The organism is Rhodoferax sp. GW821-FHT10B06 (assembly GCF_059415605.1).
In genome coordinates, this window is record NZ_JBWKNO010000023.1 from 14,137 (window position 1) to 37,119 (window position 22,983).

A 22,983-nucleotide genomic window follows, 5' to 3' on the forward strand; every position below is an offset into this window, starting at 1 on the left:
GATGGTGGCACTGAATTCGTTGGACGGTGGACGCATACCGTATCTGTTTGCGCGGCGTCATGGGATGCTGCTGCACCCTACTGATGGAGGCGAGCCCGTCCTATGGGTGTGCAAGGCCACGCCTGTGGGGCCTTTAGCCGAGGTTCGCCGCGCCTTAGGCTCAGCAGTTACGCTCAGGATGGTCTCGGATGAAGAGTTCTCCCAAGCCCTGACATCGATTTACTCGGACGGCACAGACAGCGCCGCCTCGATCGTGGACACGGCCGGCCAGGAGGTGAACCTGGATCAGTTGGTCAACGATTTGCCGCCGGTCGAAGATTTGCTGGCCAGCGATGGCGATGCCCCCGTCATTCGCCTGATCAACGCACTCATCGCCCAGGCCGTGCGCGAAGGCGCATCGGATATCCACATTGAACCTGAGGAGCAGCGCACCGTGGTTCGAATGCGCCGTGACGGCGAACTGGTGGAGGTGCTGGCACCGCACCGGGCACTGCACGCCGCCATGTCGTCGCGCATCAAAATCCTGGCGCAACTGGACATTGCCGAAAAACGCCTGCCACAAGACGGTCGCATTGCCATCCGGCTGGCGGGCAAAACGGTGGATGTACGGGTATCCACAGTGCCGACTTCGCACGGCGAGCGCGTGGTGATGCGCCTGCTGGACAAAGACCCCAAGCGCATGGACTTGGCCGTGCTGGGCATGGCACCCGACACGCTGGCGAGCTTCGACTCCGCCATCCATGCACCGCACGGCATCGTGCTGGTGACCGGTCCGACGGGTTCGGGCAAGACCACGACGCTGTATGGCGCCTTGATGCGCATGAATTCGCGCAACCGCAACATCATGACGGTAGAAGACCCGGTGGAGTACGACCTGGCAGGTGTTGGTCAAGTGCAGATCCATTCCCGCATCGACATGACTTTTGCGCGCGCGTTGCGCGCCTTGCTGCGGCAAGACCCTGACGTGGTGATGATCGGTGAAATTCGGGATCTCGAAACAGCCCAGATCGCCATCCAGGCCAGCCTGACAGGCCATCTGGTGCTGGCCACTGTGCACACCAATGATTCAGTCAGCGCCGTTACCCGTCTGGTGGACATGGGCGTTGAACCATTTTTGCTGGCGTCCAGCCTGATCGGGGTATTGGCGCAGCGCCTGGTACGTCAGCTGTGCCCCCACTGCAAAGAACCCGATCCCGCGTACGCCGACGAACCCGAGGAACTGGGGCGCGCGTTTCGTCCACGCGGCTGTGTGCAATGCAGGGGCACCGGTTATGCAGGACGGCTGGGCATTTACGAGTGGCTGACCATGGATGACCGGCTGCGCCGCCTGGTCCACGACGGCGCAGGCGAACATGTCCTGCGCGACACTGCTCGCGAGCACGGAGGCCTTCGGCTGCTGCAAGAGGATGGTCAGCGCTGGGTTCGATCTGGCGTGACGTCGGTAGACGAGTTGATGCGCGTGGCAGGAGACCGATGAAAACTTTCCGCTACCAGGCCATTGATGCATCCGGGGTACGGGTCGAAGGCAGCCAGGAGGCGGACAGCGCCCCCCAGCTACGCACCACCTTGCGGGAAAAGGGGCTGCTGCCGGTATCGGTGGAGGAAGCCAACGCCCACACATCCTCGGCAGGAGGACGGCGCAGCCGCATCCCGCCACGGGCCTTGTTTCTGCTGACGCAGCAATGGTCGTCGTTACTGCGAGCGGGGCTGAATGTGGACGCCTCGCTAGCGACCCTGGCCGGCCAAGTGGACAAGCCTGCACACGGTTTAATCATCAATGCAGTGCGCAATGAGGTCCGTGCAGGCCACAGCCTGGCCAACGCCTTGGCTATGCACCCGCGCACCTTTCCCCCGCTGTACCTCGCATTGATCCGGGCAGGCGAGACAGCGGGCGAACTGGGCGAAGTCATGTCTCGCCTGGCCGACTACCTGGCCGAAAGCCAAACCCTGCGCAGCAAAACGATGGAGGCCATGATCTACCCCCTGGTCATGTTGGTGGTGGCCCTGAGCGTAGTGGGTGTGCTGTTGGCATATGTGGTCCCCCAAGTGGTAACCGTGTTCCAAAACCAGCACCAGACGCTGCCGCTGCTCACCCGCGCCTTGCTGAGCGTGAGCAGCGGTGTACGCGCAGGTGGTGGTTATGCAGTGGGGGTGGCGATTCTGGCCGGTATGTGGTGGCTACATGCCATGAAGCAATATGCCTTTCGCCGCTCGGTGGACGTCCGGCTGCTGCGCTTGCCTATTGTGGGAAAGCTGCTGCGGTCTGCAGACACCGCGCGGTTTGCCAGCACCTTGGCCATTCTGGTGCGCAGCGGTGTCCCGCTGCTACTGGCACTGGAGGCAGGCAAGGCGCTGCTCGAACGCCTTCCCCTGAAGGAAATCGTGGGTGGAGCGCTTCAAGAGGTCAATGCCGGCAAGAGCCTGAGCCGTTCGCTCAAGCACAAAGATGGTTTCCCACCTTTACTGATCAACCTCATCGCCAGTGGCGAACAAAGCGGCCAACTGGCTGAGATGCTGGCCCAAGCCGCCCGGCTGGAACAGTTGTCGCTGGAACACGATGTGGCCATCCTGATCCGGCTGCTGGAACCACTGATGATCCTGGTGATGGGCGGCATGGTGCTGATGATCGTGCTGGCCATCCTGCAACCCATTTTCAACATCAACCAGGTGCTGATGTAATGGGTTTCAAAACGCTCCGGGTACGGGGCTTTACGCTGATTGAAATCCTGGTGGTGGTGGTCATCCTGGGAATCATGCTGGCGATGGCCATGCCCAACACCCGCAATGCCGCGGTGGTGCAACGGCAGGTTTCGCTGGAAAAATTCGTGAACACACTGGAGGCGGCCATGTTCGCCAGTGTCATTGGAGGCCAGCACCTGCGCCTGCTGTCTGATGGGAGCCACTACCGCTTCGAGAAGCGCCAAAACGATGGCACATGGATGCCCCCCACCGACGCCGACGCATTGAAGGCGGGCCAGTTGAACGACGATGTGCACATCGAGCAGGCCTGGCAGGACAACAAAGCGATGCAACCGCCACTGCGCATCGAGTTCATCGGCGCCACCCCACCGCTGCTGCGGATCCAGCTGCGCGACGGTGCCCGGCTCGTCCGATTGGAAACCACGGCTTCCGGCGGTGTAGTGCAAACGGTGGAGCCAGGGGGCTGAATGCCATACAGGAGCTTGAACGTGGCCGCACAACGTAGTCGTGCCCGGGGCATCAGTCTGTTGGAAGTGCTGGTGGCACTGCTGGTGCTCAGCATCGGCCTCATTGCGGCCGTGCGGGCCACAGGCCTGACGGCGGCCAATGCGCTGCGCCTGCGCACCCAAATGTGCGCCGATTGGGTGGGGCAGAACCGGCTCGAACTGCACCATGCGCGCGCAGACTGGCTGGACACGGGCATCCAGCCCGCTCAGACGGAAAACCAATGCGGGCTTGAATTTGTTGTTGCAGAAGAAGTGAGCGACACCCCCAGTCCGCTGGCCCGCAAGGTGGATGTACATGTATCTCTAAAAGACGATCCAACGGCCAAGGTAACGGTTCAGGGGTATCTGACCCACCAGGTCAACCTCATACCAGGAGAGCCATATTGACTTTCCGGCATAGCGCAAAAGGCATGACTTTATTGGAAGTCATGGTCGCCATGGCCTTGCTGACCGTGCTGGGAGCCATGGCGAGCAAGGGTCTGACACAAGTCCTCCGTGCCCGCGACGTGGTGTATGCCGAACAGTCGCGCTGGCGCAGCATTGCCATGGCCTGGGCACGCATCGGGGAGGATGTCACTTGTGCGGTCGATGGCTTGCCCATCGACGTTATCCAGGTTCACTGGCAGGGCGAAGGTGCCACAGCCCGCTGGGCCATCTGGGGCTCGGCGGGAAGCGTGCTGCCAATTCAGTACAGCTTGCGCAATGGCACGGTAGTGCGTACTTTGGGGGCCGACCTTTCTCGCCCGCAAGTTGCTGGGCCTGGCACTGGCCGAACGCAAGCCCCGCCTGCGGAACTGGATACACCGCTGCTCGGTGGCGTGCGGACCATGGCACTGTCTTTCCTGGATGGCCAGGGCAATTGGCACGATCGCTGGCCAGTCGAAGGGGCATCCGATGCCAAACTGCGGGCCCTGCGTGTCGCCCTGACGCTGGACGATGGGCGCGACGTCACACGGGTCTATGCCCTGCCATGAGCATGCACACCTCGCACGTTACCCGGCACCAAAAAGGCGTAGCCCTGCTGATGGCACTGCTCTTGGTGGCTGTGGTCACCGTGTTGGCGTCGGCCATCCTCTGGCGCGTCGATATCTGGGTTACGCAGGTAAAAGTGCTGCGCGACGCACGCCAGGCGCATCGCCTGGTAATGGGTGGTGTGGACTGGGCCCGTTCGGTCTTGTATGAACGCCAGCGCCAACGCATAGGCAAAGACTACCTGGGCGAGGCCTGGGGCACGCGGGTGCCTCCCATCCCGGTCGCCGGCGGCGAAATCAGCGGCCAGATGTTTGATGAGCAGGCCAAATTCAACATGGCATGGCTGTTGGCCGGGGACCCCTATGCCTGGGGACAATACGAACGCCTGCTGCAGGCGCTGGGGCTGCCCCCTGCGCTGGCCGCGTCCCTGAAAACGGCGCTATCGGGCAAGGTGTCGGAACGTGTCCGCTATATGGGTACGGCCAGCCTGGAGGCTATACCCGGCTACACACCGGAAACCATTGCAAAACTGGACAAATACATCACCCTGCTGCCCACCGCCAATTCAAAGCTGAACGTCAACACTGCGCCTGTGGAGTTGATTTACGCCATAGCCCCCGGCCTCAGCTTCCAGCAGGCGAAAGAAATTTTTAACCGGCGTGCCGCCACACCTTTTGAATACACCCCGGATTTCTACACCTTGCTCAACGAGGATGCCAGGGACACATTTCGCACGGAATCCGTTTCGGTTCGCAGCGACTTCTTCAAGGTCGAAGTGCACGCCAACTTTGAACAAGGCCGGGCGTCTGCGATTGCCCTGCTAAGACGCAAACCCGGAGCCTGGCCCGATGTTGTTTGGATGAAGCGCCCATGAATCGAACCTTATATCTCTCTATCGATGCGGGCTGGCCGCATCAACACCTGGACTGTCCCTGGAGTCTGGTCGAAGGTGAGCGCCTGCTCACCACAGGGCAAGACACCCCCAAGCAGTGGCCACCAGCCACGGAGCACGTGCTCATTCTCTCCCCAGAGCAGCTTGTCTACCACACGGTAAAGCTCCCTCCAAAAGTGAATTGGAAAGACGCTGCCGCAGTCGCCATGGCGCTGGAGGACCGATTGGTGGACGACCTGGGCCGTTTGGTCGTGATTCCCCTGCGCCAACAAGGTGACGAAGTGGTCTGCTGCACATTGCAGCGCCAGCGGCTGGAACTGCTGGTAGCCACGATGCAAGAACTGGGGCGGTCCTTGGCGCGCGTGGAGGCATTGGCCGAGAAGCTCCCCACCGCCGCGGGCGCATGGCGGGTTTTCCAAAATGAAGACGACCTTCTGTGGCTTCACGATGGCATGGTTGCAATGGAACTGGACATGCCCGGCGACGGTGCAGGCATTCCCATTGCCCTGGCCTTGCACCGTGAGCAGGCTACGCCCCCGCCACCGACCCGCATCCAGTTGTACGGCGTGACACCCACTCTCTTTCAGGGGCTGGAAGAGGCATGGGGTATTCCGGTCGAACGCGTAACTGCATTGGATTGGCGCGCCACCTTGTCGAACCCCAGTGCCAACCTGCTGGTCGGAGACTGGATGCCCCGGCGCAAGCTTATGGCCGAGCCCGCATTCAGGACTGCGCTGATCGCGATCGCAGCCTGCGTGTGCATTCAGACGCTAATGGCCTTGGCCAGCGTAGGCAAGACATGGTGGTCCATCCACCAGGTCAAGAGCGAGCAACTGGCTTTCTGGCAGGAGGTAAGTGGCAAGGCCGACCAGACCGACAAGCCGGCCCGCCAGTTGCACCAACTGTGGCAGGCCGCACGCGCCCGCGTGGGCGAATCGCGTACAGACGGGTTTGTGCCAGTGCTGGCGGCGCTGGCGCAGCAGCTACCACAGGCCAAATTCACCAGCCTGGACTATGACCAAGGCCGCTTGATCGCCGTTTGGAGCGGCAGCAGCCAGGATGCGCGCGCGCTGGAAACCGGCATGCTGCAACGCGGCTACACCGCCGTCACGCAATCGACCAACAATGGCACGGTCACCACGGCGCTAATGGCTAAGGAATAACCATGAAACAACTGCAATCCTGGTGGAAAGGCCTATCCCGACGGGACCAGCGCCTGCTTACGGCGTGGCTGCTCGGCATGGCCGTGGTGGCGCTGGTCTGGTTCTGGTCGGCGCTGGCCGCAGCCCAGGAACGGGCCCAAAGCCAGCTGGCGACTGAATTGAAAGTCCTGGGCACGATGCGCGTCCAGGCCGACGAGTTGCAACGGCTCAAACAACTTCCCACAGCGGGCGGCAACGTCAACCAGGTGTATTCAGTGGCGGTGTCTGATGCACTGACCAAGTTTGGCTTGCCCACCGAAATCGTCCAACCCCTGGATTCCGAGAATCAGGTCTCTTTGCAAGGCGTGGTGCCATTCGACAAGTGGGTGGATTGGCTCGCCTTTGTGCAGAAAGACATGCGCATGCTTGTGCAAAAGGTAAAAGTCACCCGGGCAGATGTACAAGGCATGGTTGAAATCCAGGCCACGTTGGAACTGTGGAGGACCGAGCCGTGAAGCGCTCCCGTCAAATCGCCGTCACCTGCCTGCTAACCGTGGTGTTTATGCTCTGGCTGGCCCCAGCCAGCCTCATTGGCACAGTTCTGCAACAAGCCACCAACCATGAGTGGAATTTGGCCGACGCCGACGGCACACTGTGGAACGGACGCGGGGTAGTTACGGGTATGCGCGGCAAAGACCCGCGCCAGCTGTCTCTGCCGCCTCTGGAATGGAGGCTGGACGGATTCCAGAACGCTGGCCTGCTGTTCCAGATCAAGGTCAATGGCTCGTCCATCGGGCAAGTACAACTGGGCTTGTACGGCTGGCAGGTCAACCTGCGAGGACTGGGCGTGGAGGCCAAGGAAGTCACACCGCTGCTGCCCGGCATGCTGAACAAAGGTGACTGGCAAGGCTTTTTGAACTTTCGCCAGATTTCTGCGCAAGGCAACCTGCAGTCCACCCGCATATCCCAGATTGAAATGGAATGGCTCAACGCCGCGACCAGCCTGGTTCCAAAAGGGCAACTGGGCACTTTCGAGCTGAAAGGCCATAGCGAGAATTCCGGCGTGAGCTTTTCAATCACCAGCCAGGACGGCCCTCTGATGATTTCCGGCCAGGGTAGCCACTCCGTGCAACAAGGATTCCAGTTCACCGGAGAGCTCATCGACAATGCCGGGTTGACCGCCCAGTTCCCGGGGTTTCTTGGAGCTTACTTGCAAGCTGCTGGAGCCCCTGGCCACTACACCCTGAATGTTTCCAAACTGAATATTTGAGCAAGGACCATCACATGCCACGCATTCGCAAAAACACCGGCTTCACGCTGATCGAAATTCTGGTGGTCATCACCATCCTGGGGATTCTGGGGGCTTTAGTGATTCCTAAAATCATGGACCGCCCGAATGATGCGCGGGTCGCTGCAACCAAGCAGCAAATTGCCGACACCGTGCAGGCCTTGAATCTGTACAAACTGGATGCCGGAAGTTTTCCCAGCAGCAGCCAGGGCCTGGGGGCTTTGGTTCAAAAGCCCAGCAGCGGCAAAGTGCCACCGAACTGGCGCGTGTATATGGATCAAATGCCCAAAGACGCCTGGGGCAATGAATTGCAATACCGGTCCCCAGGCTTGCACGGAGAGATCGATGTATTCAGCCTGGGGGCTGATGGCGAAACTGGCGGAGAGGGATACAACGCCGATATAGGCAGCTGGATGCACTAGGCGCTGATACCTCCTGGGTTATTTTTGTTCACGAAAGCTGAGTCTGGGAATTCGGAAACAGCCCTCCGAACTCCCAGGGGTAATCGATTAAATCCCCCAAAGAACCAAAGATTGCCCGTGGCTCTGGCAGTTCTCCAACCTCTGTATCCATACAAAAACACCTTGTAGCGCAGATAAAACCTGCGGAGACAGCTACAAAAAAAGTAGCACGCCCCACCCTTGAGCGACTGCGGCCACGCAGCCGATCCAGCGCAGATGCACCAGCCACCTACGCTTGCCCGGCGAAAAGGTCGGGCGAACATGGGTGCTAGTGAACCCACTACCTGATCGATTCACGCAACATTAATGTGCAACTACGCGGGTTTATCTGCGCGATTTAAGAAACTACATTGCACTCCAACGCACCGGGCGTTACTTACCCACAAGTGACCTTGGCGCCATGTCCCTGGACATCGGCGCCAAGGTCAACAAGGGCGAGATGAAGCGCTAAGTAGTTAACCAGCAGCAACCCCGATAGGAGCCCAAAATGAAACCCTTTAAAACCCTCTTCGCCGCAGCATCTCTTGTGGCGATCTTCTCCAGCAGTGCTTTTGCCCAAACCAACAAAGAGATCGTGGTTGCGGGCATGAAGGGGCTGTTCATCACGCATGACGCTTCGGTCATTGACAAGTACTGGTCGCCCAACTACACCCAGCACAACCCGGCGGTGCCCAACGGTTCCGAGGTGCTCAAGGGCTGGATTGGCAGCCTGGGGCCAGACTTCAAGTACGAACCAGGCATGGTGGTGGCCGAAGGCGACTTCGTCATGGTGCACGGCCGTTATACCGGCATGGGCCCCAAAGCCATGGTGGGCGTAGACATCTTCCGTTTGGCAAATGGCAAGATCGTGGAGCACTGGGACGTTTTGCAGGAAGAAGTCGTGAAGACCACCAGCGGCAACCCGATGTTTTCCAATCCACAAAAGTAATGGGATGGCCCAACGCACATGACAGCGGGCTGTTTATTCGCCCCTGTGCGTGGAAGCAGCTATGGTGTACAGAACACCCACAAAGGAGCATGCAATGGCCATTCTTCACCAAGTCCTGGAGCATATGCGCTCGGGTCGCTGGATCGAGGCCCACAACCTGGTGCAGACCGACGACTCGCAACTGGCCGCCTGGCTGCACGGCATCTTGCACATCCAGGAAGGTGATCTGGAGGATGCCGAGTACTGGTACGACAAAGCCAACCGCCATTTCCGCAGCCGCGGGACTTTGGATGAAGAGCTGGAACGCTTCCAGGCAGAGTTGCTGAGCCGGGACGGGCAGGCATAGCTGGCAGAAGCCGTATTCAACAAAAGTGCCTGTAGCGCATATAAAACCTGCGCAAGCAGCTACCAAAACAATAGCAATTACTTACCCACACCCTGCTGTGCCCGCGTTGTCACCAGTACGCCCACGGCCACCACCACCGCCCCCAGCCAGGTCAGCAGGCCATAGTGCTCACCCAGTACCAAGGTGCCCGTGCCCAGCCCCACGGCGGCAGCCACATAGCCGATCTGGCTCAGGTACACCGGCCCGCCCACGCTTTGCAGGCGGAAGAACACGGCGAACATGGCCGCACTGATGGCCACCTGGGCCAGCAACAGGCCGGGTACGGCCAGGGCGCTCGACAGCGGCAGGCTACCGGTCCACAGCAGGGACAGCACACCCAACACAGCGCCAGCCCCCAGGTTGGTGCCCGCGGCCAGGGCCAGCCCGCTGGTGCCGGCGGGCCAGGCCAGCGTGCGGTAGATATTGCCGCAGGCCAGCAGCAAGGGGATCAGAAAAGCCAGCGCCAACCACAGGGCCGCGCCGCCACCGGCTGTATCGACGCGGCCCTTGGACAGCACGATGACCAGGGCCCCGGCAAAGCCCAGGGCAATGCCCGCTGCGCCCAGGGCACTGGGACGCCGGCGCTGCAGCAGGCTGTGCAACACCAGGGTCAGGATGGGCGAAAACGCGAAGAAGATGGAGATAAAGCCCGCGCCCAAATGCGGCATGGCGCTGAACACCAGCAGATTGGGCAGCGCGTTGGATACCGCGCCCGTCACCAGGTAGTAGCGCAGGTGGCGTGCGTCCAGCGGCAGCCGCACGCGGCCCAGCCACAGGGCCAGCAGCAAAACCAGGCCGGCGCCAACGGCCATGATCCAGGACCAGACGATAGGCGCGATACCGGCCGCACCGGCCAGCTTGCCCAAAGGAAAGCCCAGGCCCAGCAGAGCGCCGGTGATTAACAGGAGGGGAAGTGGGCGGTTCAGCATGCGGTCTACAAAAAGCCAAACCGGCAGGATAACCAGCTATAAGAAAAATAGCTGCCGGCGCAGACCACATCTGCGCGGGCAGCTAAAAGGAGACCGGTTAAAAACTAGGCGTGCGCCTGTTGTGAAGCGGCGATCAGCTTTTCACGGGCGACGTCGTAAGCCTTCTTGGGCACGGGCACGGCGTCGGGGTTGCCCAGGTCCACCATCTGCACGCGGTAGGTTTCGCGGGCGGTCCAGGCAGCGATGGCGGCAATCACCGTCACGGCCAAGGTGATGGAGCCAATGGTGAACGGAATGTTCATCGCGCCGGGGGGCGCTACGGCGGTGAACAACGCGGGCAGCAGGGCGGTGACCAGCGTGCCCAGATTTTGCGAGATGGCCATGGCCGACACCCGGGTGCGGGTGGGGAACATCTCGGGGTAGAAGCTGGGGAACACGGCGTTATAGCCCTGGTACACCACGCCCCACATCAGCAGCGACATGCCGATGGCCAGTGGCACGTTGTGCACGCTGATGGCGTACAGGTAGCCGAAGGACAACAGACCCGAGCCCAGGGCACCGATGATGATGGGCGGGCGGCGGCCGATCTTGTCGGACAGATTGCCCACGAAAGGGATCACCAGCACGGCGACGATATTGCCCATTACCGGAATCCACAGGTACACGTCTTTCTCAAAGCCAATGCCGTAGCCAGGCTGCACTGCATAGGCCGCGCCGAAGATGGTGGTCACCACCGGGATGACGTTCATCAGCGAGCAGCACATCACACGCAGCATGTCGCGCCAGCTCTCGGTCACGGCCTGGATCATCGGGGCCTTGGGCACGGTGCCGTGGGCGCCTTCTTCGGCGAAGGCTGGGGTTTCGTCCACTTCACGGCGGATGATGTAGCCGGCCACGATGACCAGGAAGCTCAGGATGAAAGGTATGCGCCAGCCCCAGGTATTGAAGGCCTCGGTGGGCATGAAGTGCGCCAAGGGCAGGAACACCGCCGCCGCCAGGATCTGGCCGGCCTGCACGCCCTGCAGCGTGAAGCTGGAGAAGAAGCCGCGTCGCCCGAAGGGCGCGTGCTCCAGAATCATCGAGCTGGCGCCCGAAATCTCCCCGGCCACGGCAAAGCCCTGGATCAGGCGCAGGATCACCAGCAGCGCAGGCGCCCACAGACCGACCTGGTCATAGGTAGGCAGCAGGCCCACGGCCACGGTGGAAAAGCCCATCAGGAACATGCAGATGATCAGCACTTTCTTGCGGCCCTGGGTGTCGCCCCAATGGCCCAAGAAGAAGGCCCCGATGGGGCGCGCCACATAGCCCACGCCATAGGTGGCCAGCGAAGCGATGATGGCGGTCGTGGGGTCGCCTTTCGGGAAAAAGATCTGCGGGAAGATCAGCGACGCCGCGGTGGCGTAGATGAAGAAGTCGTAATACTCCAGCGCCGAGCCGATCCAGCCACTGGCTGTGGCCTTCTTCGACTGGTGCTTGGCGCGTGAATCGCCGGCGGTGGTGCTCATGCATGTCTCCTGGGTGGGTGAACGTTGTTCTGCAAGCGGCTCATGCCGGACAGAGGGCGGAGGGTGCGGTCGCGCCAGCGTTCAGATGGTCCGTTAGCGGCCAGACCTGGCCGCGGTGCGGAGCAGAATGTAGTGTCACCAAGGGCAAATCGCCATACAGCAGACGATCCATTCGCGCGATTATCAAACCAAGACGTTCACTAATCGCTCACAACTGGGGTAAGCCCTAGCATATCAACGCAGGCCCTTCCATCCCGCAGTGCATCGCGTGCCGGCATATGACTTGGTTCTATTTTTATAAAAAATACCGCTTCAGCGCAGAATTTATCTGCGTAAGCAGCTACTAATTCAATAGCATTACAAATGCTTGCATGGGGCCCGACACCCCGCTTTACACTCCCTTCACAGCCAGCCGCTAAGCTCCGCGACGACCGAACCGGGAGCCGCCCCATTAACTTGCCCGATCTTTGCAGGGCCCGCCGCCACTCCGATGCCAGCCCCCTCGCCCACGCGACAGAACGTCCACTACCCGCATTCAGCGCGCCCAAGCCCGCGCCCCAACCGGCACCAGCGCCATAGCTGACATGACCCCAATCCCCTCCTCTTTTTCTTCCTCCCATCCCGTACCGTCCCGCGCCCAATCCGGCAAGCTCTGGCTTACCGCCATATGGGTCTGCCTGGGCCTGGGCGTGATCGGCACACTGGTGCTAGCCATTGCAGCCGTCTGGTACTACCCCGGCCTGCCGCCGTTGGACAAGGTAACCAGCTACCAGCCGCAGCAGGCCATGCAGGTCTACACCAGCGACAACGTGGAGATTGCCCAGTTCGGCTCCGAGCGGCGTGACTTCCTGCCCATCGCCCAAATCCCCAAGCTGATGCAGGACGCCCTGCTGGCGGTGGAAGACGCGCGCTTTCGCGAGCACAGCGGCATCGACCCCATAGGCGTGCTGCGCGCCGTGGTGTCCAACCTGACTGGCGGGCGACGCCAGGGCGCGTCCACCATCACCCAGCAGGTGGCGCGCAACTTCTTTCTGAGCAACCGCAAGACGGCCGAGCGCAAGCTGAAAGAAGCCATGCTGGCCATCAAGATCGAGCACAGCCTGAGCAAGGACGAGATCCTGGAGCTGTACATGAACCAGATCTACCTGGGCCACCGGGCCTACGGCTTCAGCGCCGCCGCCCAGGTGTACTTCGGCAAGACCCTGCCCGAGCTGTCCGTTGCCGAGGTCGCCATGCTGGCCGGCCTGCCGCAGAACCCGGCCTTCGCCAACCCCATCAGCAATATGGAACGCGCCACGCGGCGCCAGCAGCTGGTGCTGGGCCGCATGCTCAGCGTGGGCGTGATCGACCAGGCCCAGTTCGATGCCGCCACCAAGCAAAAGCTGGTAATCCGCTCGCCGCTGCAGGTACCGGTACATGCCGAGTACGTGGCCGAGATGGCGCGCCAGGCCGTGTTCGAGCGCTATGGCCAGCAGGCCTATTCGCAGGGCATCAAGGTCTATACCTCGCTGATCGCCGCCGACCAGCAGGCCGCCTACCAGGCACTGCGCAAGGGTGTGCTGGCCTTTGACCGCAAGCAGGCCTACCGTGGCCCCGAAGAAAACGAAGACCTGCCGCCCGCCCCGGCCGACGCCACCGAAGAAGACGCCGCCGCAGCCCAGGCACTGAAGGACTACAGCGACGACGAAGACCTGCGCGTGGCCATCGTGCTGCAGGCCAGTCCGCAAGAAGTGGTGGCCCGCCTGGCCACAGGTGAGACGCTGCACATCCAGGGCGATGGCCTGCGCTGGGCCCAGCCCGCGCTGAGCGCCAAGGCCCAGGCCCCGCTGGCGCTGCGCCGTGGCGCCATCATCCGCGTGCAACACCTGGACGGCAAGGGCGGCGGCTACTGGGCCGTGTCGCAATGGCCCGAGGTGCAAAGCGCCCTGGTATCGCTGACACCGCAGACTGGCCGGGTGCGCGCCCTGGTGGGTGGATTCGACTTCTCCGACCAGCAGTTCAACCACGTGACCCAGGGCTGGCGCCAGCCCGGCTCCAGCTTCAAGCCCTTCATCTACTCCGCCGGTATCGACAAGGGCGTGATGCCGTCCACCCTGGTGAACGACTCGCCGCTGAACGTTGCCGCCGCCAATGGCACACCGGCCTGGAACCCGCAGAACGACGACGGCCAGTTCCTCGGCCCGGTCAGCCTGCGCCAGGGCTTGGCCCAGTCGCGCAACCTGGTCAGCATCCGGCTGCTGCAGTTCCTGGGCGTGCAGCCGGCCCGTGAATGGGCCGGTCGCTTCGGCTTTGAGATCGACAAACAGCCGGACAACCTGACGCTGGCGCTGGGCGCCGGCAGCACCACGCCGCTGCAACTGGCCTCGGCCTATTCGGTGTTCGCCAACGGTGGGCATCTGCTGCCACCGGTGGTAATTGAGCGCATCACCGACGCCCAGGGCAAGCTGCTGTTCGAAGCCCCGCCCGCCCCCGCGCTGACCGACGAAGACCGCGTGCTGCCCGAGCGCAATGCCTACATCACCAACAGCCTGTTGCAAAGCGTCACCAGCATCGGCACCGCCGCCAAGGCCCAGTCCACGCTGAAGCGCCCCGACCTGTACGGCAAGACCGGCACCACCAACGACGCGGTGGACGCCTGGTTCGCCGGCTTCCAACCCACCCTGGCTACCGTGGTGTGGATGGGCTATGACAAGCCGCGCAGCCTGGGCAGCAATGCCTTTGGCGCCAGCCTGTCGCTGCCTATCTGGATCGACTACATGAGCCGCGCGCTCAAGGGCGTGCCGGTGGCGCCATTCGCCCCGCCGCCGAGCGTGATGCGCGACGCACTGAACGACTGGACCTACACCGAGCCGCCGGAAAACGGCGAGCTAGTACGCATAGGTTTTGACGAGCCTCCAGCAGACGCCAGCATGGCCGTCCCCGCGCCGGCCGCGCAACCTGTGGCGCCAGCGGCGCCTGCAGCGCCCGCTTTCCCCACAGCGCCTGCAGCCCCCATAAGACACTGAGCGAATCCATGTTGTCGTTGTTTCTGAAATGCCTACTGGGCGCGCTGGCGGTGCTGGCGATTGCACTGCTGTCGCGCTCCAAGAATTTTGTGGTGGCCGGGCTGGTGCCGCTGTTTCCCACCTTCGCTCTGATCGCCCATGCCATCGTGGGCAGCGAACGCTCGATGGCCGACCTGCGCACCACCGCCTTGTTCGGTCTGTGGTCCTTGCTGCCCTACGCCGTGTATCTGCTGACCGTCTACGCCCTGAGCCTGCGCTGCACGCTGACCACCACCCTGCTGTCGGCCACGGCCAGTTGGGCGCTGGCGGCCACGCTGCTGATGCTGGCCTGGTCCAGGCTCTATCCCGTGGGTCAATAACACCACGCTGGCCTATCGGCATTGGCGCATACACCTACAATCGTGTGCATGCGCGCCCTTCTATCCCTCCCCCTTGCCTTGCTTAGCCTGTTGCTGAGACTGTCTTCCGCCTGGGCTGCAGTACCTGCTGCCCCCGCCCCTCCTATCGATCAGCGCATTGAGCACATCGAAGTCATTGACTCCGGCGCCCGCGTCAACGAACTGCGCGTAGGCGGTGAAACGCAAAACATCAGTGTCCAGCCCAGCAACGGCATGCCCGCCTATGAAGTGGTGCCGGCCAACGGTGCACGCAACCGCCGGCTGGACGAGCGCGATGGCGGCTCTGGCAGCGTGGGTCAGCGTGTCTGGAAACTGATCAGCTTCTAAGCCATGGCGGTGTACACGAAAGTCTCGCTGAAAGAGGCACAGGCCCTGGCGCGCCAACTGGATCTGGGTGATGTAAGCGCACTGCGCGGCATCGAAGGCGGCATCGAGAACACCAACTACTTCGTCACCACCGAGAGCGGCGAATTCGTGCTCACTCTGTTCGAACGCCTGAGCTTCGAACAACTGCCGTTCTACCTGCACCTGATGAAGCACCTGGCCCAGCGCGGCATCCCGGTGCCCGACCCGGTGGCCACGAAGGCCGGCAGCATCCTCCACACCGTCAAGAAAAAGCCCGCCTCGGTCGTGAGCAAGCTGCGCGGCAAGAGCGAACTGGCGCCGGGCGTGCAGCACTGCACCGCCGTGGGCGACATGCTGGCGCGCATGCACCTGGCTGGCCGCGACTTCGACATGGAGCAACCCAATCTGCGCGGCCTACCCTGGTGGAACGAGACCGCGCCAGTGGTCATGCCGCACCTGGAACCAACCCAGGCCCAGTTGCTGCAAAGCGAGCTCGCCTACCAGAACCACATCGCCGAATCCAGCGCCTATGCAGCCCTGCCGCGCGGCCCCATCCACGCCGACCTGTTCCGCGACAACGTGATGTTCGACACGGTGGACGGCAGCCCGCAGCTCAGCGGCTTCTTCGACTTTTATTTCGCCGGCACCGATACCTGGCTGTTCGACCTGGCCGTGTGCCTGAACGACTGGTGCATCGACCTGGCCACAGGCGCCAATGACGCGGCACGCTGCCTGGCCTTTCTGGACGCCTACTGTGCCGTGCGCCCGCTGGCCGCCGCCGAGCGCCAGCTGCTGCCCGCCATGCTGCGCGCCGGCGCACTGCGCTTCTGGATCTCGCGCCTGTGGGACTGGCATCTGCCGCGTGAAGCCGACATCCTGAAGCCTCACGATCCCGGCCATTTCGAACGTGTTCTGCGCGAACGCGTGGCCCATCCCATCACGCTCTGACCCCCGCGAAGCTCTCCATGAAACTCAAAATTGTCTCGGCACGCACTGGCATTGTGTGGGTGCGGCTGGGCATACAGGTGTTCTTCAAACAGCCGCTGGCGCTGACCGGCCTGTTCTTCCTGTTCATGGCCACGCTGTCGGTACTGAACCTGGTGCCCCTATTGGGCAGCGTAGTGTCGCTGATGCTGCTGCCCACGCTGGGCCTGGGCCTGATGGCGGCCGCCCAGCGCGCCAGCCAGGGCAGCTTCCCCATGCCCACGGTGCTGCTCACCGGCCTGCGCGGCCCGCAGGCCAGCACCAAGCCCCTGCTGGTGCTGGGCCTGATTTACACCTTCTGGTTCTGCGTGATCGTGGCCCTGACCGCGTTGGCAGACGGCGGCGAATTCGCCCGCATGTTCTTTCTGCACGGCCCGCAGGACGAAGCGGCCGGCAGCGCATCGGGCATGGAGCTGCCGCGCGGCATCTTCCTGTTCATGCTCTTGCATCTGCCTTTGTCGCTGGCCTTCTGGCACGCGCCGGCGCTGACGCACTGGCATGGCATCACGCCGGTGAAAAGCCTGTTCTTCAGCCTGGTGGGCTGCTGGCGCAACAAGGGCGCGTATGTGGTGTTCGGCCTGGCCTGGTTCGCGGTGGTCATGGCCGAAGGCATCGTGGTGCAGATCCTGGCGCTGCTGCTGAACTCGGCCGAAGTGCTGGCCATGGGCACCTACGCCGTCAGCCTGCTGACCACCAGCATGTTCATGTGTTCGGTGTACTTCAGCTTTCGCGACAGTTTCGAAGCCGACGAAGTCCTGGAAGAGCTACCAAAACCATAGCTGCCAGCGCAGACTCTACCTGCGCTAGCGGCACTTTTCATCTATGCCTAGCGCAGCAGCACCTGCATTTTCCCGCCGCATCCCTCTGATCGTGGCGACAGCCTTCTTCATGGAGACGCTGGACAGCACCATCGTCACCACCGCGCTGCCGGCCATCGCCACCGGCTTCCACACCAGCACGCTAAGCCTGAGCCTGAGCATCTCGGCCTACTTGGTGGCGCTGGCCGTGTTTGTTCCCACCGCCGGCTGGGCCAGCGACCGCTTTGGTACGCGCAAACTGTTTGCCGGGGCGATCGCTCTATTCACCCTGTCGTCCCTGCTGTGCGCGCTCAGCCCCAATCTGTGGAGCTTCATTGCCGCGCGCACGCTGCAGGGCATGGCCGCCGCCTTCATGTCGCCAGTGGGCCGCTTGGTGGTGCTGCGCAGCACGCCCAAAGCCAGGTTGATCGAAGCCCTGGGCCTGATCACCTGGCCGGGGCTGATAGGCCCGGTGCTGGGGCCGCCGCTGGGCGGGCTGATCGCCACCTATGCGTCCTGGCATTGGATCTTCTTGATCAACCTGCCGCTGGGCCTGGGCGGCATCTGGCTGGTGCTGCGCTATGTGCCGAATGAAACCGCCCAACGCACACCCTTCGACCTGTATGGCTTTGTGTGTACCGCTGTGGCGCTGGCAGGGCTGGTGCATGGCCTGGCGCTGCTGGGTGAGGCGCAAGGCTCGGCCCAGGTCGCCCTGCTGTGGCTGGGCTGCGCTGGTGTCGCCGGGGTGCTGGCCGTGCGCCATGCGCTGCGCCACCCCACGCCCATGCTGGACCTGCGCGCCGTGGGCGTACCCAGCTTTGCCATCAGCATACTCACCGCCGGCATGCTGGCGCGCATCGCCATCAACGCCACGCCCTTTCTGCTGCCGCTGATGTTCCAGATCGGTTTTGGATTGAACGCCTTCCAGGCCGGGCTGATGATCTTGGTCTATATGGGCGGCAACCTGGTGATGAAAAGCGCCACCACGCCGGTGCTGCGCCGCTTCGGCTTTCGCCGGGTTTTGACGGTGAATGGCGCCATGTGCGCAGCGGCCATGGCGGCCTGCGGCCTGTTGGCGCCAGGCCAGCCCATGGCCCTGGTCTACCCGGTGCTGTTCATCGCCGGCATGACCCGCTCCATGCACTTCACCACGGTGTCCACGCTGGCCTTTGCCGACATCCACGCCGAACATCGCGCCGGTGCCAGCACCCTGTCTGCCATGTCGGCGCAGGTGGCTGCCACGCTGGGCGTGGCTTTTGCCGCGCTAGCCCTGGCCATGTTCCAGCAGCTGCGCGGCGCGGCGGCCCTGGGCTTGGCCGACTTCCAGCACGCCCAGCTGGCCGGTGCGGCGCTGATGGCCGTGGCCGCCGCATGGTCCCTGCGGCTGGCGCCAAATGCAGGCCACGAGGTCAGCGGCAAGGCCTGAGCCGCTTGCTATGAAATTGGAAGCTGCCAGCGCAGGTTTTATCTGCGCTAGCGGCCTTTTTCACCCTATTGCATCACAGCGGTGCCGGCGCCTGCCGAAGCAGCGCGCAAATGCGCCGTCATGTGGTCGGCAAACAGCCGAATCCGCGGCAGCTTCGCGGTACGCTGGTGCATCACCAGCCACAGTGTTTTCTGCGGCACGGCTTCACAGTCGCACAGCCGGCGCAGGCGGCTATCGGCCCGCACCAGTTCATCCGGAATCACCCCCACGCCGATGCCGCGCCGTACTGCGTCGATCAGCGAGCCCAGGGTTTCCGTTTGCAGCGCTACGGCGCGCACACATGCGCGCAGCCACACCGATTCCTTCAGCCCCGCCAGCTCGCCACCCAGCACCACGCCGTCCATGCGCGCCAGCAGACCCGCCCCACGTTGCGCGGACCGGGCCAGCGGCTGTTGGCTGGACATGTAGACACCGAAATGCACCGGGCCAATGCGCCGCACCACCAGGCCGTCCGACTTGGGTCGGAGCATGCGCACCGCCACATCGGCTTCGTTTTTGCCCATGTCCAGGCTGCGGTGCGATGCGTCCAGCTCAAACACCACGCCAGGATGGGCCGTGCGGAAGGACTGGATGGCCTCCAGGGTCAAGGGCACCAGGCCTTCGGCGACCGAGACCTTGATAGCGCCTTCGATCTGGCTGTCGGCACCCGCGCTTTGCCGCAGCGTGGCCTCCAGCTCCAGCGCCAGCGGCTCCAGGGCGGTGACCAGCGCCTTGCCCGCCACGGTCAACACGGTTCCCACATGGGTGCGGTGCACCAGTTGCGCGCCCACGCCAGCCTCCAGCGCGGCCATGCGGCGCGACACGGTGGTGGTCGCAATGCCCAGCACCCGCCCCGCCTCCAGTAAGGACGGATGGACCGCCACCACCATCAGCAGACGCAGATCGTCCCAGTTCACCTTCAGGTTTTGCAAAGATGCTAAACGGACTTGCATGCATACCAGTGTAGCCAGCCCCTGCCTACAGTCTGGGCTTCTGCAATCTGGAGGTTTGAATTGGAAAAAACAGCATTCGTGACGGGCGCAGCGGGCTTCGTCGGGCGCAACCTGGTGGAGGCGCTACTCAAAGACCACTGGTCGGTGCATGCACTGGTACGCAGTGCCGCTCCAGCGTGGATGCAGCAACACAGGCTGACGGTGCGCCAAGGCGCCTTGGAAGATGCCGCCAGCGTGGCTGCGGCCATGCCCGCGCGGGCCGACGCCGTATTCCATCTGGCCGGCAATACCTCGATGTGGTCCGGCGATGCACAGCGGCTGCTGCGCGACAACGTGGCCGCCACCCAGGGCCTACTGGACGCGGCCCACCAGCGCCAGGCCCGCCGCGTGGTGATGACATCCACGCTGGGCGTGTTCCAGGACAGCGACGGCCGCATCCACGAACACACGCCGCTGCAACCCAGCACCGTCCGCAACCCGTATCTGCGCACCAAGCTGCTGGCCGACGCGCTGCTCAGCGAGGCCGCGCGCAAGGGGTTGTCGGTGGTCAGCCTGCACCCGGCCCACATCCTGGGCCCCTACGATGCGAGCGGCTGGATCGGCCTGTTTGACGATGCCGCCCAGGGCAAGATGCGGGCGGCCCCGCACGGCCGGGCCAGCTTTTGCGGCGTCTCGGCTGTTGCCCGGGCGCATATTGCGGCGGCCACGCACCCGGCTCCCGCCCGGCGCTATGTGCTGGGCGGCGAAGATGCCAGTTACCTGCAGGTATTTGCCGACGTGGCCCGCCGCGTCCACGCCCAACCGGTGGTATCGACGGTGCCGAACAGCGTGCTCAACACCGTGGCGGCGCTGGCACACATAGGCGCGCTGTTCAGCGGTAAAAAGCCATCCATCACGCCCGGGCTGGCTGCCGTGCTGACGCGCACCATGCTGGCGGATTCCCGCCTGGCGCAGAAAGATCTGGGCTACCCCATGCTCGGGCTGAGCGAAATGCTGGATGCGACCCAAGTCTACTGGGATGCACGCCAAGCTTCCAGCCATTCAAGGCGCTAGCGCACATTCCACCTACGTCAACCGCTCTTAACTTTATAGCAATTAGAGTGATTTCTGGTTCACACGCTGGGACAGCGCTTCGGCGCTTTCCTTGCGCTCGCTGTAGCGGTCCACCAAGTACGGCGTGGCGTCGCGGGTCAGCAGGGTGAACTTGACCAGTTCCTCCATCACATCCACCACCCGGTCGTAGTAGGCCGAGGGCTTCATGCGCCCGGCCTCGTCGAACTCCAAAAAGGCCTTGGCCACCGACGACTGGTTGGGGATGGTCAGCATGCGCATCCAGCGGCCCAGCACGCGCAGCTGGTTCACCGCGTTGAAGGACTGCGAACCTCCGCTGACCTGCATCACCGCCAGCGTCTTGCCCTGGGTGGGCCGCACTGCGCCCTGGCTGAGAGGAATCCAGTCGATCTGGGTCTTCATGATGCCGGTCATGGCGCCGTGCCTTTCAGGCGAACACCAGACCATGCCCTCGCTCCACAGCGTCAGTTCGCGCAGCTCCTGCACCTTGGGGTGCGACTCCGGCGCATCGTCGGCCAGCGGCAGGCCGTGCGGGTCAAAGGTACGCGGCTCGGCGCCCATGGCGCTCAGCAATCGGACGGCTTCCTCGGTCAGCAAACGGCTGAACGAGCGCTCGCGCAGCGAGCCATACAGCAGCAGGATGCGCGGTGGGTGGAGGCTGGGCGTGGCAGGCTGCAGCGCGGCCTGCGTGGGCGCCATGAAAAGCGCCGGGTCCAAGTTAGGGAGCAAGGCGCTGCCCCTGGGCGTTGACGATTTTTTCGCCGTCTTCCTTGGCAAAAGCGCCCTTCTGTGGGTGGGGCAGGATGTCCAGCACCGCCTCGGACGGCCGGCACAGCTTGGCGCCCAGCGGGGTGATGACGATGGGCCGCTCCAGCAGGATGGGGTGGGCGACGATGGCGTCGATCAAGGCATCGTCGCTCAGCGCGGCATTACCCAGCCCCAGCTCGTCGTAAGGCGTGCCCTTTTTGCGCAGCACGGCGCGCACCGGCAGGCCCAGTTGGACGAGTAAGGCCAGCAGCTTTTCACGGTCCGGCGGGGCTTTCAGATACTCGACCACGGTGGGCTCGACGCCCGAATTGCGGATCAAAGCCAGCACATTGCGCGAGGTGCCGCAGGCCGGGTTGTGGAAGATGGTGGTGTCAGACATGGTGTGCTCCTGCAGAAGATGTTTCTAAAAGTCTGCCCAGGCCTGCACCCGCCAGGGCGCCCAGGCACTGGGCCCATACAAAACCAGGCGCGCTGGCAGGCGCGATACCGGCAAAGCTGTCGCTGAGCATGCGCCCCAACACGGCGGCCGGGTTGGCAAAGCTGGTGCTGGCGGTAAACCAGTAGGCCGCGCCGATATAGCTGGCCACCAACGCGCTGGCCTTGCCGCTGGGCGCGCGCAGTATGACCAGCACCAGGCCGGCGGTTGCCACGGCCTCGGCAATCCACTGGCCCGCGCCGCTGCGCACATGCTGGCTGGTTTGCAGCAGGGGCAGCGCGAACATGGCATGTGCCAACCAAGCCCCCAACACCGCCCCCAGCAGCTGAAATGCTATGAATAAAAGAGCTACTCGCGCAGGTTTTATCTGCGCCAACCGGCCTTTTGACCACATGAGCAAAGTCACCAGCGGGTTGAAGTGCGCGCCGCTCACCGGCCCGAATATCTCGATCAGCACGTACAGCGCAAACACCGTGGCCAGGGTATTGGCCAGCAAGGCCAGGCCAAGGTTGCCGCCACACAGGCGTTCGGCCATCACCCCGGAGCCGATCACCGCGCACAGCAGCCCAGCCGTGCCCAGGCATTCGGCCAGCAACTGTTGCGGCAGGCTCGGTGGCGTGCCGGGCTCAGCAGCAGACATTAGGGGCTCCGCAGGCTGCGCCCTGGCAGCAATGCTCGGTCAGGTAGCCAAGCAAGGCATTCATCTGGTCGAAGTTGGCGCGGTAGATCAGGTTGCGGCCGCGCGGCTCACTGGCAATTAAGCCGGCATGCGTCAGCTCTTTGAGGTGGAACGACAGCGCGCTGGGCGCCACACCCAATTGCTCGGCCATGGCGCCAGGCGTGAGCCCCTCAGCACCCGCAACCACCAGCGCCCGGAAGGCACGCAAACGTTGCACCTGGGCCAGCGCGGCCAGCGACTGCACCGCGCTGGTTTCGGAGATGTTTGATGTTTCCATAATTCAATAATAATTGAATTATGGAATACTCCACGTAAAAAATCCCCTTCAATACGAAAAGACGACAGCTATTCGCCACCGCGTCGCAACAGACCAT

26 protein-coding genes are annotated in these 22,983 nt (G+C 63.1%); 19 read left to right on the forward strand and 7 right to left on the reverse strand.

From position 1 onward, the window contains the following. The first annotated feature begins 1 nt into the window (after position 1). The 12 genes from gspE (at position 2) to AC07O2_RS23980 (ending at position 9,235) form a co-directional block, all read left to right on the forward strand. Positions 2–1,477 (forward strand): type II secretion system ATPase GspE, encoded by a 1,476-nt coding sequence (gene gspE, locus AC07O2_RS23925; RefSeq protein WP_495095997.1) that lies wholly within the window; start codon positions 2–4, stop codon positions 1,475–1,477. Continuing rightward, the gene (gspF, locus tag AC07O2_RS23930; RefSeq protein WP_495234673.1) at positions 1,474–2,679 is read left to right on the forward strand and encodes a type II secretion system inner membrane protein GspF; all 1,206 of its coding nucleotides are present in this window, start codon (positions 1,474–1,476) and stop codon (positions 2,677–2,679) included. Before gspE ends, gspF begins: the two co-directional genes overlap by 4 nt. Continuing rightward, entirely contained in the window at positions 2,679–3,167 is a 489-nt protein-coding gene (locus tag AC07O2_RS23935) for a prepilin-type N-terminal cleavage/methylation domain-containing protein (RefSeq protein WP_495234674.1), read from the forward strand. Before gspF ends, AC07O2_RS23935 begins: the two co-directional genes overlap by 1 nt. 21 nt (positions 3,168–3,188) lie before the next feature. Continuing rightward, the gene (locus AC07O2_RS23940) at positions 3,189–3,593 is read left to right on the forward strand and encodes a type II secretion system protein GspI (protein WP_495234675.1); all 405 of its coding nucleotides are present in this window, start codon (positions 3,189–3,191) and stop codon (positions 3,591–3,593) included. Then, positions 3,590–4,180, forward strand: coding sequence for a type II secretion system protein GspJ (locus AC07O2_RS23945; RefSeq protein WP_495096001.1), 591 nt, complete (start codon positions 3,590–3,592; stop codon positions 4,178–4,180). Before AC07O2_RS23940 ends, AC07O2_RS23945 begins: the two co-directional genes overlap by 4 nt. Next, positions 4,177–5,052, forward strand: coding sequence for a type II secretion system minor pseudopilin GspK (gene gspK / locus AC07O2_RS23950; protein WP_495234676.1), 876 nt, complete (start codon positions 4,177–4,179; stop codon positions 5,050–5,052). Before AC07O2_RS23945 ends, gspK begins: the two co-directional genes overlap by 4 nt. Continuing rightward, a complete protein-coding gene (gspL, locus tag AC07O2_RS23955) occupies positions 5,049–6,233 on the forward strand; it encodes a type II secretion system protein GspL (protein ID WP_495234677.1) in 1,185 nt (394 codons plus the stop codon). Before gspK ends, gspL begins: the two co-directional genes overlap by 4 nt. 2 nt (positions 6,234–6,235) lie before the next feature. Beyond that, entirely contained in the window at positions 6,236–6,727 is a 492-nt protein-coding gene (locus tag AC07O2_RS23960; protein ID WP_495096004.1) for a type II secretion system protein M, read from the forward strand. Continuing rightward, positions 6,724–7,482 (forward strand): type II secretion system protein N, encoded by a 759-nt coding sequence (gspN, locus tag AC07O2_RS23965; RefSeq protein WP_495234678.1) that lies wholly within the window; start codon positions 6,724–6,726, stop codon positions 7,480–7,482. The genes AC07O2_RS23960 and gspN overlap by 4 nt, the downstream gene beginning before the upstream one ends. 14 nt (positions 7,483–7,496) lie before the next feature. Further along, on the forward strand, positions 7,497–7,922 hold the full coding sequence (gene gspG, locus AC07O2_RS23970; RefSeq protein WP_495096006.1) for a type II secretion system major pseudopilin GspG: 426 nt from the start codon (positions 7,497–7,499) through the stop codon (positions 7,920–7,922). Between the two features lie 526 nt (positions 7,923–8,448). After that, positions 8,449–8,889 carry a nuclear transport factor 2 family protein gene (locus AC07O2_RS23975; protein ID WP_495096007.1) on the forward strand — a complete coding sequence of 147 codons (441 nt, stop codon included), beginning with the start codon at positions 8,449–8,451 and terminating at the stop codon, positions 8,887–8,889. 94 nt (positions 8,890–8,983) lie between these two features. Continuing rightward, positions 8,984–9,235, forward strand: a complete 252-nt coding sequence (locus tag AC07O2_RS23980; protein WP_495234679.1) for a hypothetical protein — start codon at positions 8,984–8,986, stop codon at positions 9,233–9,235. 77 nt (positions 9,236–9,312) lie between these two features. Here the strand turns inward: AC07O2_RS23980 and AC07O2_RS23985 are convergent, their stop codons facing one another. Then, positions 9,313–10,203: a DMT family transporter gene (locus AC07O2_RS23985; protein WP_495234680.1), complete on the reverse strand. Its 891-nt coding sequence runs from the start codon at positions 10,201–10,203 to the stop codon at positions 9,313–9,315. Between the two features lie 104 nt (positions 10,204–10,307). Further along, positions 10,308–11,708 (reverse strand): MFS transporter, encoded by a 1,401-nt coding sequence (locus tag AC07O2_RS23990; protein ID WP_495234681.1) that lies wholly within the window; start codon positions 11,706–11,708, stop codon positions 10,308–10,310. A gap of 584 nt (positions 11,709–12,292) precedes the next feature. Between AC07O2_RS23990 and AC07O2_RS23995 the strand changes: the two genes are divergently transcribed. The 6 genes from AC07O2_RS23995 to AC07O2_RS24020 all read left to right on the forward strand — a co-directional run bounded on the left by AC07O2_RS23995 (position 12,293) and on the right by AC07O2_RS24020 (position 18,663). Continuing rightward, positions 12,293–14,713 carry a penicillin-binding protein 1A gene (locus tag AC07O2_RS23995; RefSeq protein ID WP_495234682.1) on the forward strand — a complete coding sequence of 807 codons (2,421 nt, stop codon included), beginning with the start codon at positions 12,293–12,295 and terminating at the stop codon, positions 14,711–14,713. An 8-nt stretch (positions 14,714–14,721) separates the two neighbouring features. Then, positions 14,722–15,072 carry a GlpM family protein gene (locus AC07O2_RS24000; RefSeq protein ID WP_495096012.1) on the forward strand — a complete coding sequence of 117 codons (351 nt, stop codon included), beginning with the start codon at positions 14,722–14,724 and terminating at the stop codon, positions 15,070–15,072. A gap of 90 nt (positions 15,073–15,162) precedes the next feature. Next, the gene (locus tag AC07O2_RS24005) at positions 15,163–15,438 is read left to right on the forward strand and encodes a hypothetical protein (protein ID WP_495234683.1); all 276 of its coding nucleotides are present in this window, start codon (positions 15,163–15,165) and stop codon (positions 15,436–15,438) included. Positions 15,439–15,441: 3 nt separating this feature from the next. Beyond that, on the forward strand, positions 15,442–16,404 hold the full coding sequence (locus AC07O2_RS24010) for a homoserine kinase (protein WP_495234684.1): 963 nt from the start codon (positions 15,442–15,444) through the stop codon (positions 16,402–16,404). A 17-nt stretch (positions 16,405–16,421) separates the two neighbouring features. Then, complete coding sequence (locus AC07O2_RS24015; protein WP_495234685.1) at positions 16,422–17,219, forward strand: BPSS1780 family membrane protein; 798 nt, start codon at positions 16,422–16,424, stop codon at positions 17,217–17,219. A gap of 43 nt (positions 17,220–17,262) precedes the next feature. Then, positions 17,263–18,663, forward strand: a complete 1,401-nt coding sequence (locus AC07O2_RS24020; protein ID WP_495234686.1) for an MFS transporter — start codon at positions 17,263–17,265, stop codon at positions 18,661–18,663. 65 nt (positions 18,664–18,728) lie between these two features. Here the strand turns inward: AC07O2_RS24020 and AC07O2_RS24025 are convergent, their stop codons facing one another. Beyond that, a complete protein-coding gene (locus AC07O2_RS24025) occupies positions 18,729–19,655 on the reverse strand; it encodes a LysR family transcriptional regulator (RefSeq protein ID WP_495234687.1) in 927 nt (308 codons plus the stop codon). 60 nt (positions 19,656–19,715) lie between these two features. Here AC07O2_RS24025 and AC07O2_RS24030 point away from each other — a divergent pair, with 60 nt between their 5' ends. Further along, positions 19,716–20,708 carry an NAD-dependent epimerase/dehydratase family protein gene (locus AC07O2_RS24030; protein ID WP_495234688.1) on the forward strand — a complete coding sequence of 331 codons (993 nt, stop codon included), beginning with the start codon at positions 19,716–19,718 and terminating at the stop codon, positions 20,706–20,708. A 42-nt stretch (positions 20,709–20,750) separates the two neighbouring features. Here AC07O2_RS24030 and arsH read toward each other — a convergent pair whose 3' ends face one another. Genes arsH through AC07O2_RS24050 form a run of 4 tightly spaced genes read right to left on the reverse strand, consistent with a single transcriptional unit; the run spans position 20,751 to position 22,886 of the window. Then, positions 20,751–21,425, reverse strand: a complete 675-nt coding sequence (gene arsH, locus AC07O2_RS24035; RefSeq protein ID WP_495234731.1) for an arsenical resistance protein ArsH — start codon at positions 21,423–21,425, stop codon at positions 20,751–20,753. A 19-nt stretch (positions 21,426–21,444) separates the two neighbouring features. Then, the gene (gene arsC, locus AC07O2_RS24040) at positions 21,445–21,873 is read right to left on the reverse strand and encodes an arsenate reductase (glutaredoxin) (protein ID WP_495234689.1); all 429 of its coding nucleotides are present in this window, start codon (positions 21,871–21,873) and stop codon (positions 21,445–21,447) included. After that, the gene (locus AC07O2_RS24045; protein ID WP_495234690.1) at positions 21,866–22,570 is read right to left on the reverse strand and encodes an aquaporin; all 705 of its coding nucleotides are present in this window, start codon (positions 22,568–22,570) and stop codon (positions 21,866–21,868) included. Before AC07O2_RS24045 ends, arsC begins: the two co-directional genes overlap by 8 nt. Continuing rightward, positions 22,557–22,886 carry an ArsR/SmtB family transcription factor gene (locus AC07O2_RS24050; protein WP_495234691.1) on the reverse strand — a complete coding sequence of 110 codons (330 nt, stop codon included), beginning with the start codon at positions 22,884–22,886 and terminating at the stop codon, positions 22,557–22,559. Before AC07O2_RS24050 ends, AC07O2_RS24045 begins: the two co-directional genes overlap by 14 nt. Between the last annotated feature and the right edge of the window lie 97 nt (positions 22,887–22,983).

Bases quoted from the DNA above. Each gene is read 5' to 3' on its own strand.
- gspE (WP_495095997.1), top strand. From the start codon at position 2: ATGGTGGCACTGAATTCGTTGGACGGTGGACGCATACCGTATCTGTTT.
- gspF (WP_495234673.1), top strand. From the start codon at position 1,474: ATGAAAACTTTCCGCTACCAGGCCATTGATGCATCCGGGGTACGGGTC.
- AC07O2_RS23935 (WP_495234674.1), top strand. From the start codon at position 2,679: ATGGGTTTCAAAACGCTCCGGGTACGGGGCTTTACGCTGATTGAAATC.
- gspK (WP_495234676.1), top strand. From the start codon at position 4,177: ATGAGCATGCACACCTCGCACGTTACCCGGCACCAAAAAGGCGTAGCC.
- gspL (WP_495234677.1), top strand. From the start codon at position 5,049: ATGAATCGAACCTTATATCTCTCTATCGATGCGGGCTGGCCGCATCAA.
- AC07O2_RS23960 (WP_495096004.1), top strand. From the start codon at position 6,236: ATGAAACAACTGCAATCCTGGTGGAAAGGCCTATCCCGACGGGACCAG.
- gspG (WP_495096006.1), top strand. From the start codon at position 7,497: ATGCCACGCATTCGCAAAAACACCGGCTTCACGCTGATCGAAATTCTG.
- AC07O2_RS23975 (WP_495096007.1), top strand. From the start codon at position 8,449: ATGAAACCCTTTAAAACCCTCTTCGCCGCAGCATCTCTTGTGGCGATC.
- AC07O2_RS23980 (WP_495234679.1), top strand. From the start codon at position 8,984: ATGGCCATTCTTCACCAAGTCCTGGAGCATATGCGCTCGGGTCGCTGG.
- AC07O2_RS23985 (WP_495234680.1), bottom strand. From the start codon at position 10,203: ATGCTGAACCGCCCACTTCCCCTCCTGTTAATCACCGGCGCTCTGCTG.
- AC07O2_RS23990 (WP_495234681.1), bottom strand. From the start codon at position 11,708: ATGAGCACCACCGCCGGCGATTCACGCGCCAAGCACCAGTCGAAGAAG.
- AC07O2_RS23995 (WP_495234682.1), top strand. From the start codon at position 12,293: ATGACCCCAATCCCCTCCTCTTTTTCTTCCTCCCATCCCGTACCGTCC.
- AC07O2_RS24000 (WP_495096012.1), top strand. From the start codon at position 14,722: ATGTTGTCGTTGTTTCTGAAATGCCTACTGGGCGCGCTGGCGGTGCTG.
- AC07O2_RS24010 (WP_495234684.1), top strand. From the start codon at position 15,442: ATGGCGGTGTACACGAAAGTCTCGCTGAAAGAGGCACAGGCCCTGGCG.
- AC07O2_RS24015 (WP_495234685.1), top strand. From the start codon at position 16,422: ATGAAACTCAAAATTGTCTCGGCACGCACTGGCATTGTGTGGGTGCGG.
- AC07O2_RS24020 (WP_495234686.1), top strand. From the start codon at position 17,263: ATGCCTAGCGCAGCAGCACCTGCATTTTCCCGCCGCATCCCTCTGATC.
- AC07O2_RS24025 (WP_495234687.1), bottom strand. From the start codon at position 19,655: ATGCAAGTCCGTTTAGCATCTTTGCAAAACCTGAAGGTGAACTGGGAC.
- arsH (WP_495234731.1), bottom strand. From the start codon at position 21,425: ATGGCGCCCACGCAGGCCGCGCTGCAGCCTGCCACGCCCAGCCTCCAC.
- arsC (WP_495234689.1), bottom strand. From the start codon at position 21,873: ATGTCTGACACCACCATCTTCCACAACCCGGCCTGCGGCACCTCGCGC.
- AC07O2_RS24045 (WP_495234690.1), bottom strand. From the start codon at position 22,570: ATGTCTGCTGCTGAGCCCGGCACGCCACCGAGCCTGCCGCAACAGTTG.
- AC07O2_RS24050 (WP_495234691.1), bottom strand. From the start codon at position 22,886: ATGGAAACATCAAACATCTCCGAAACCAGCGCGGTGCAGTCGCTGGCC.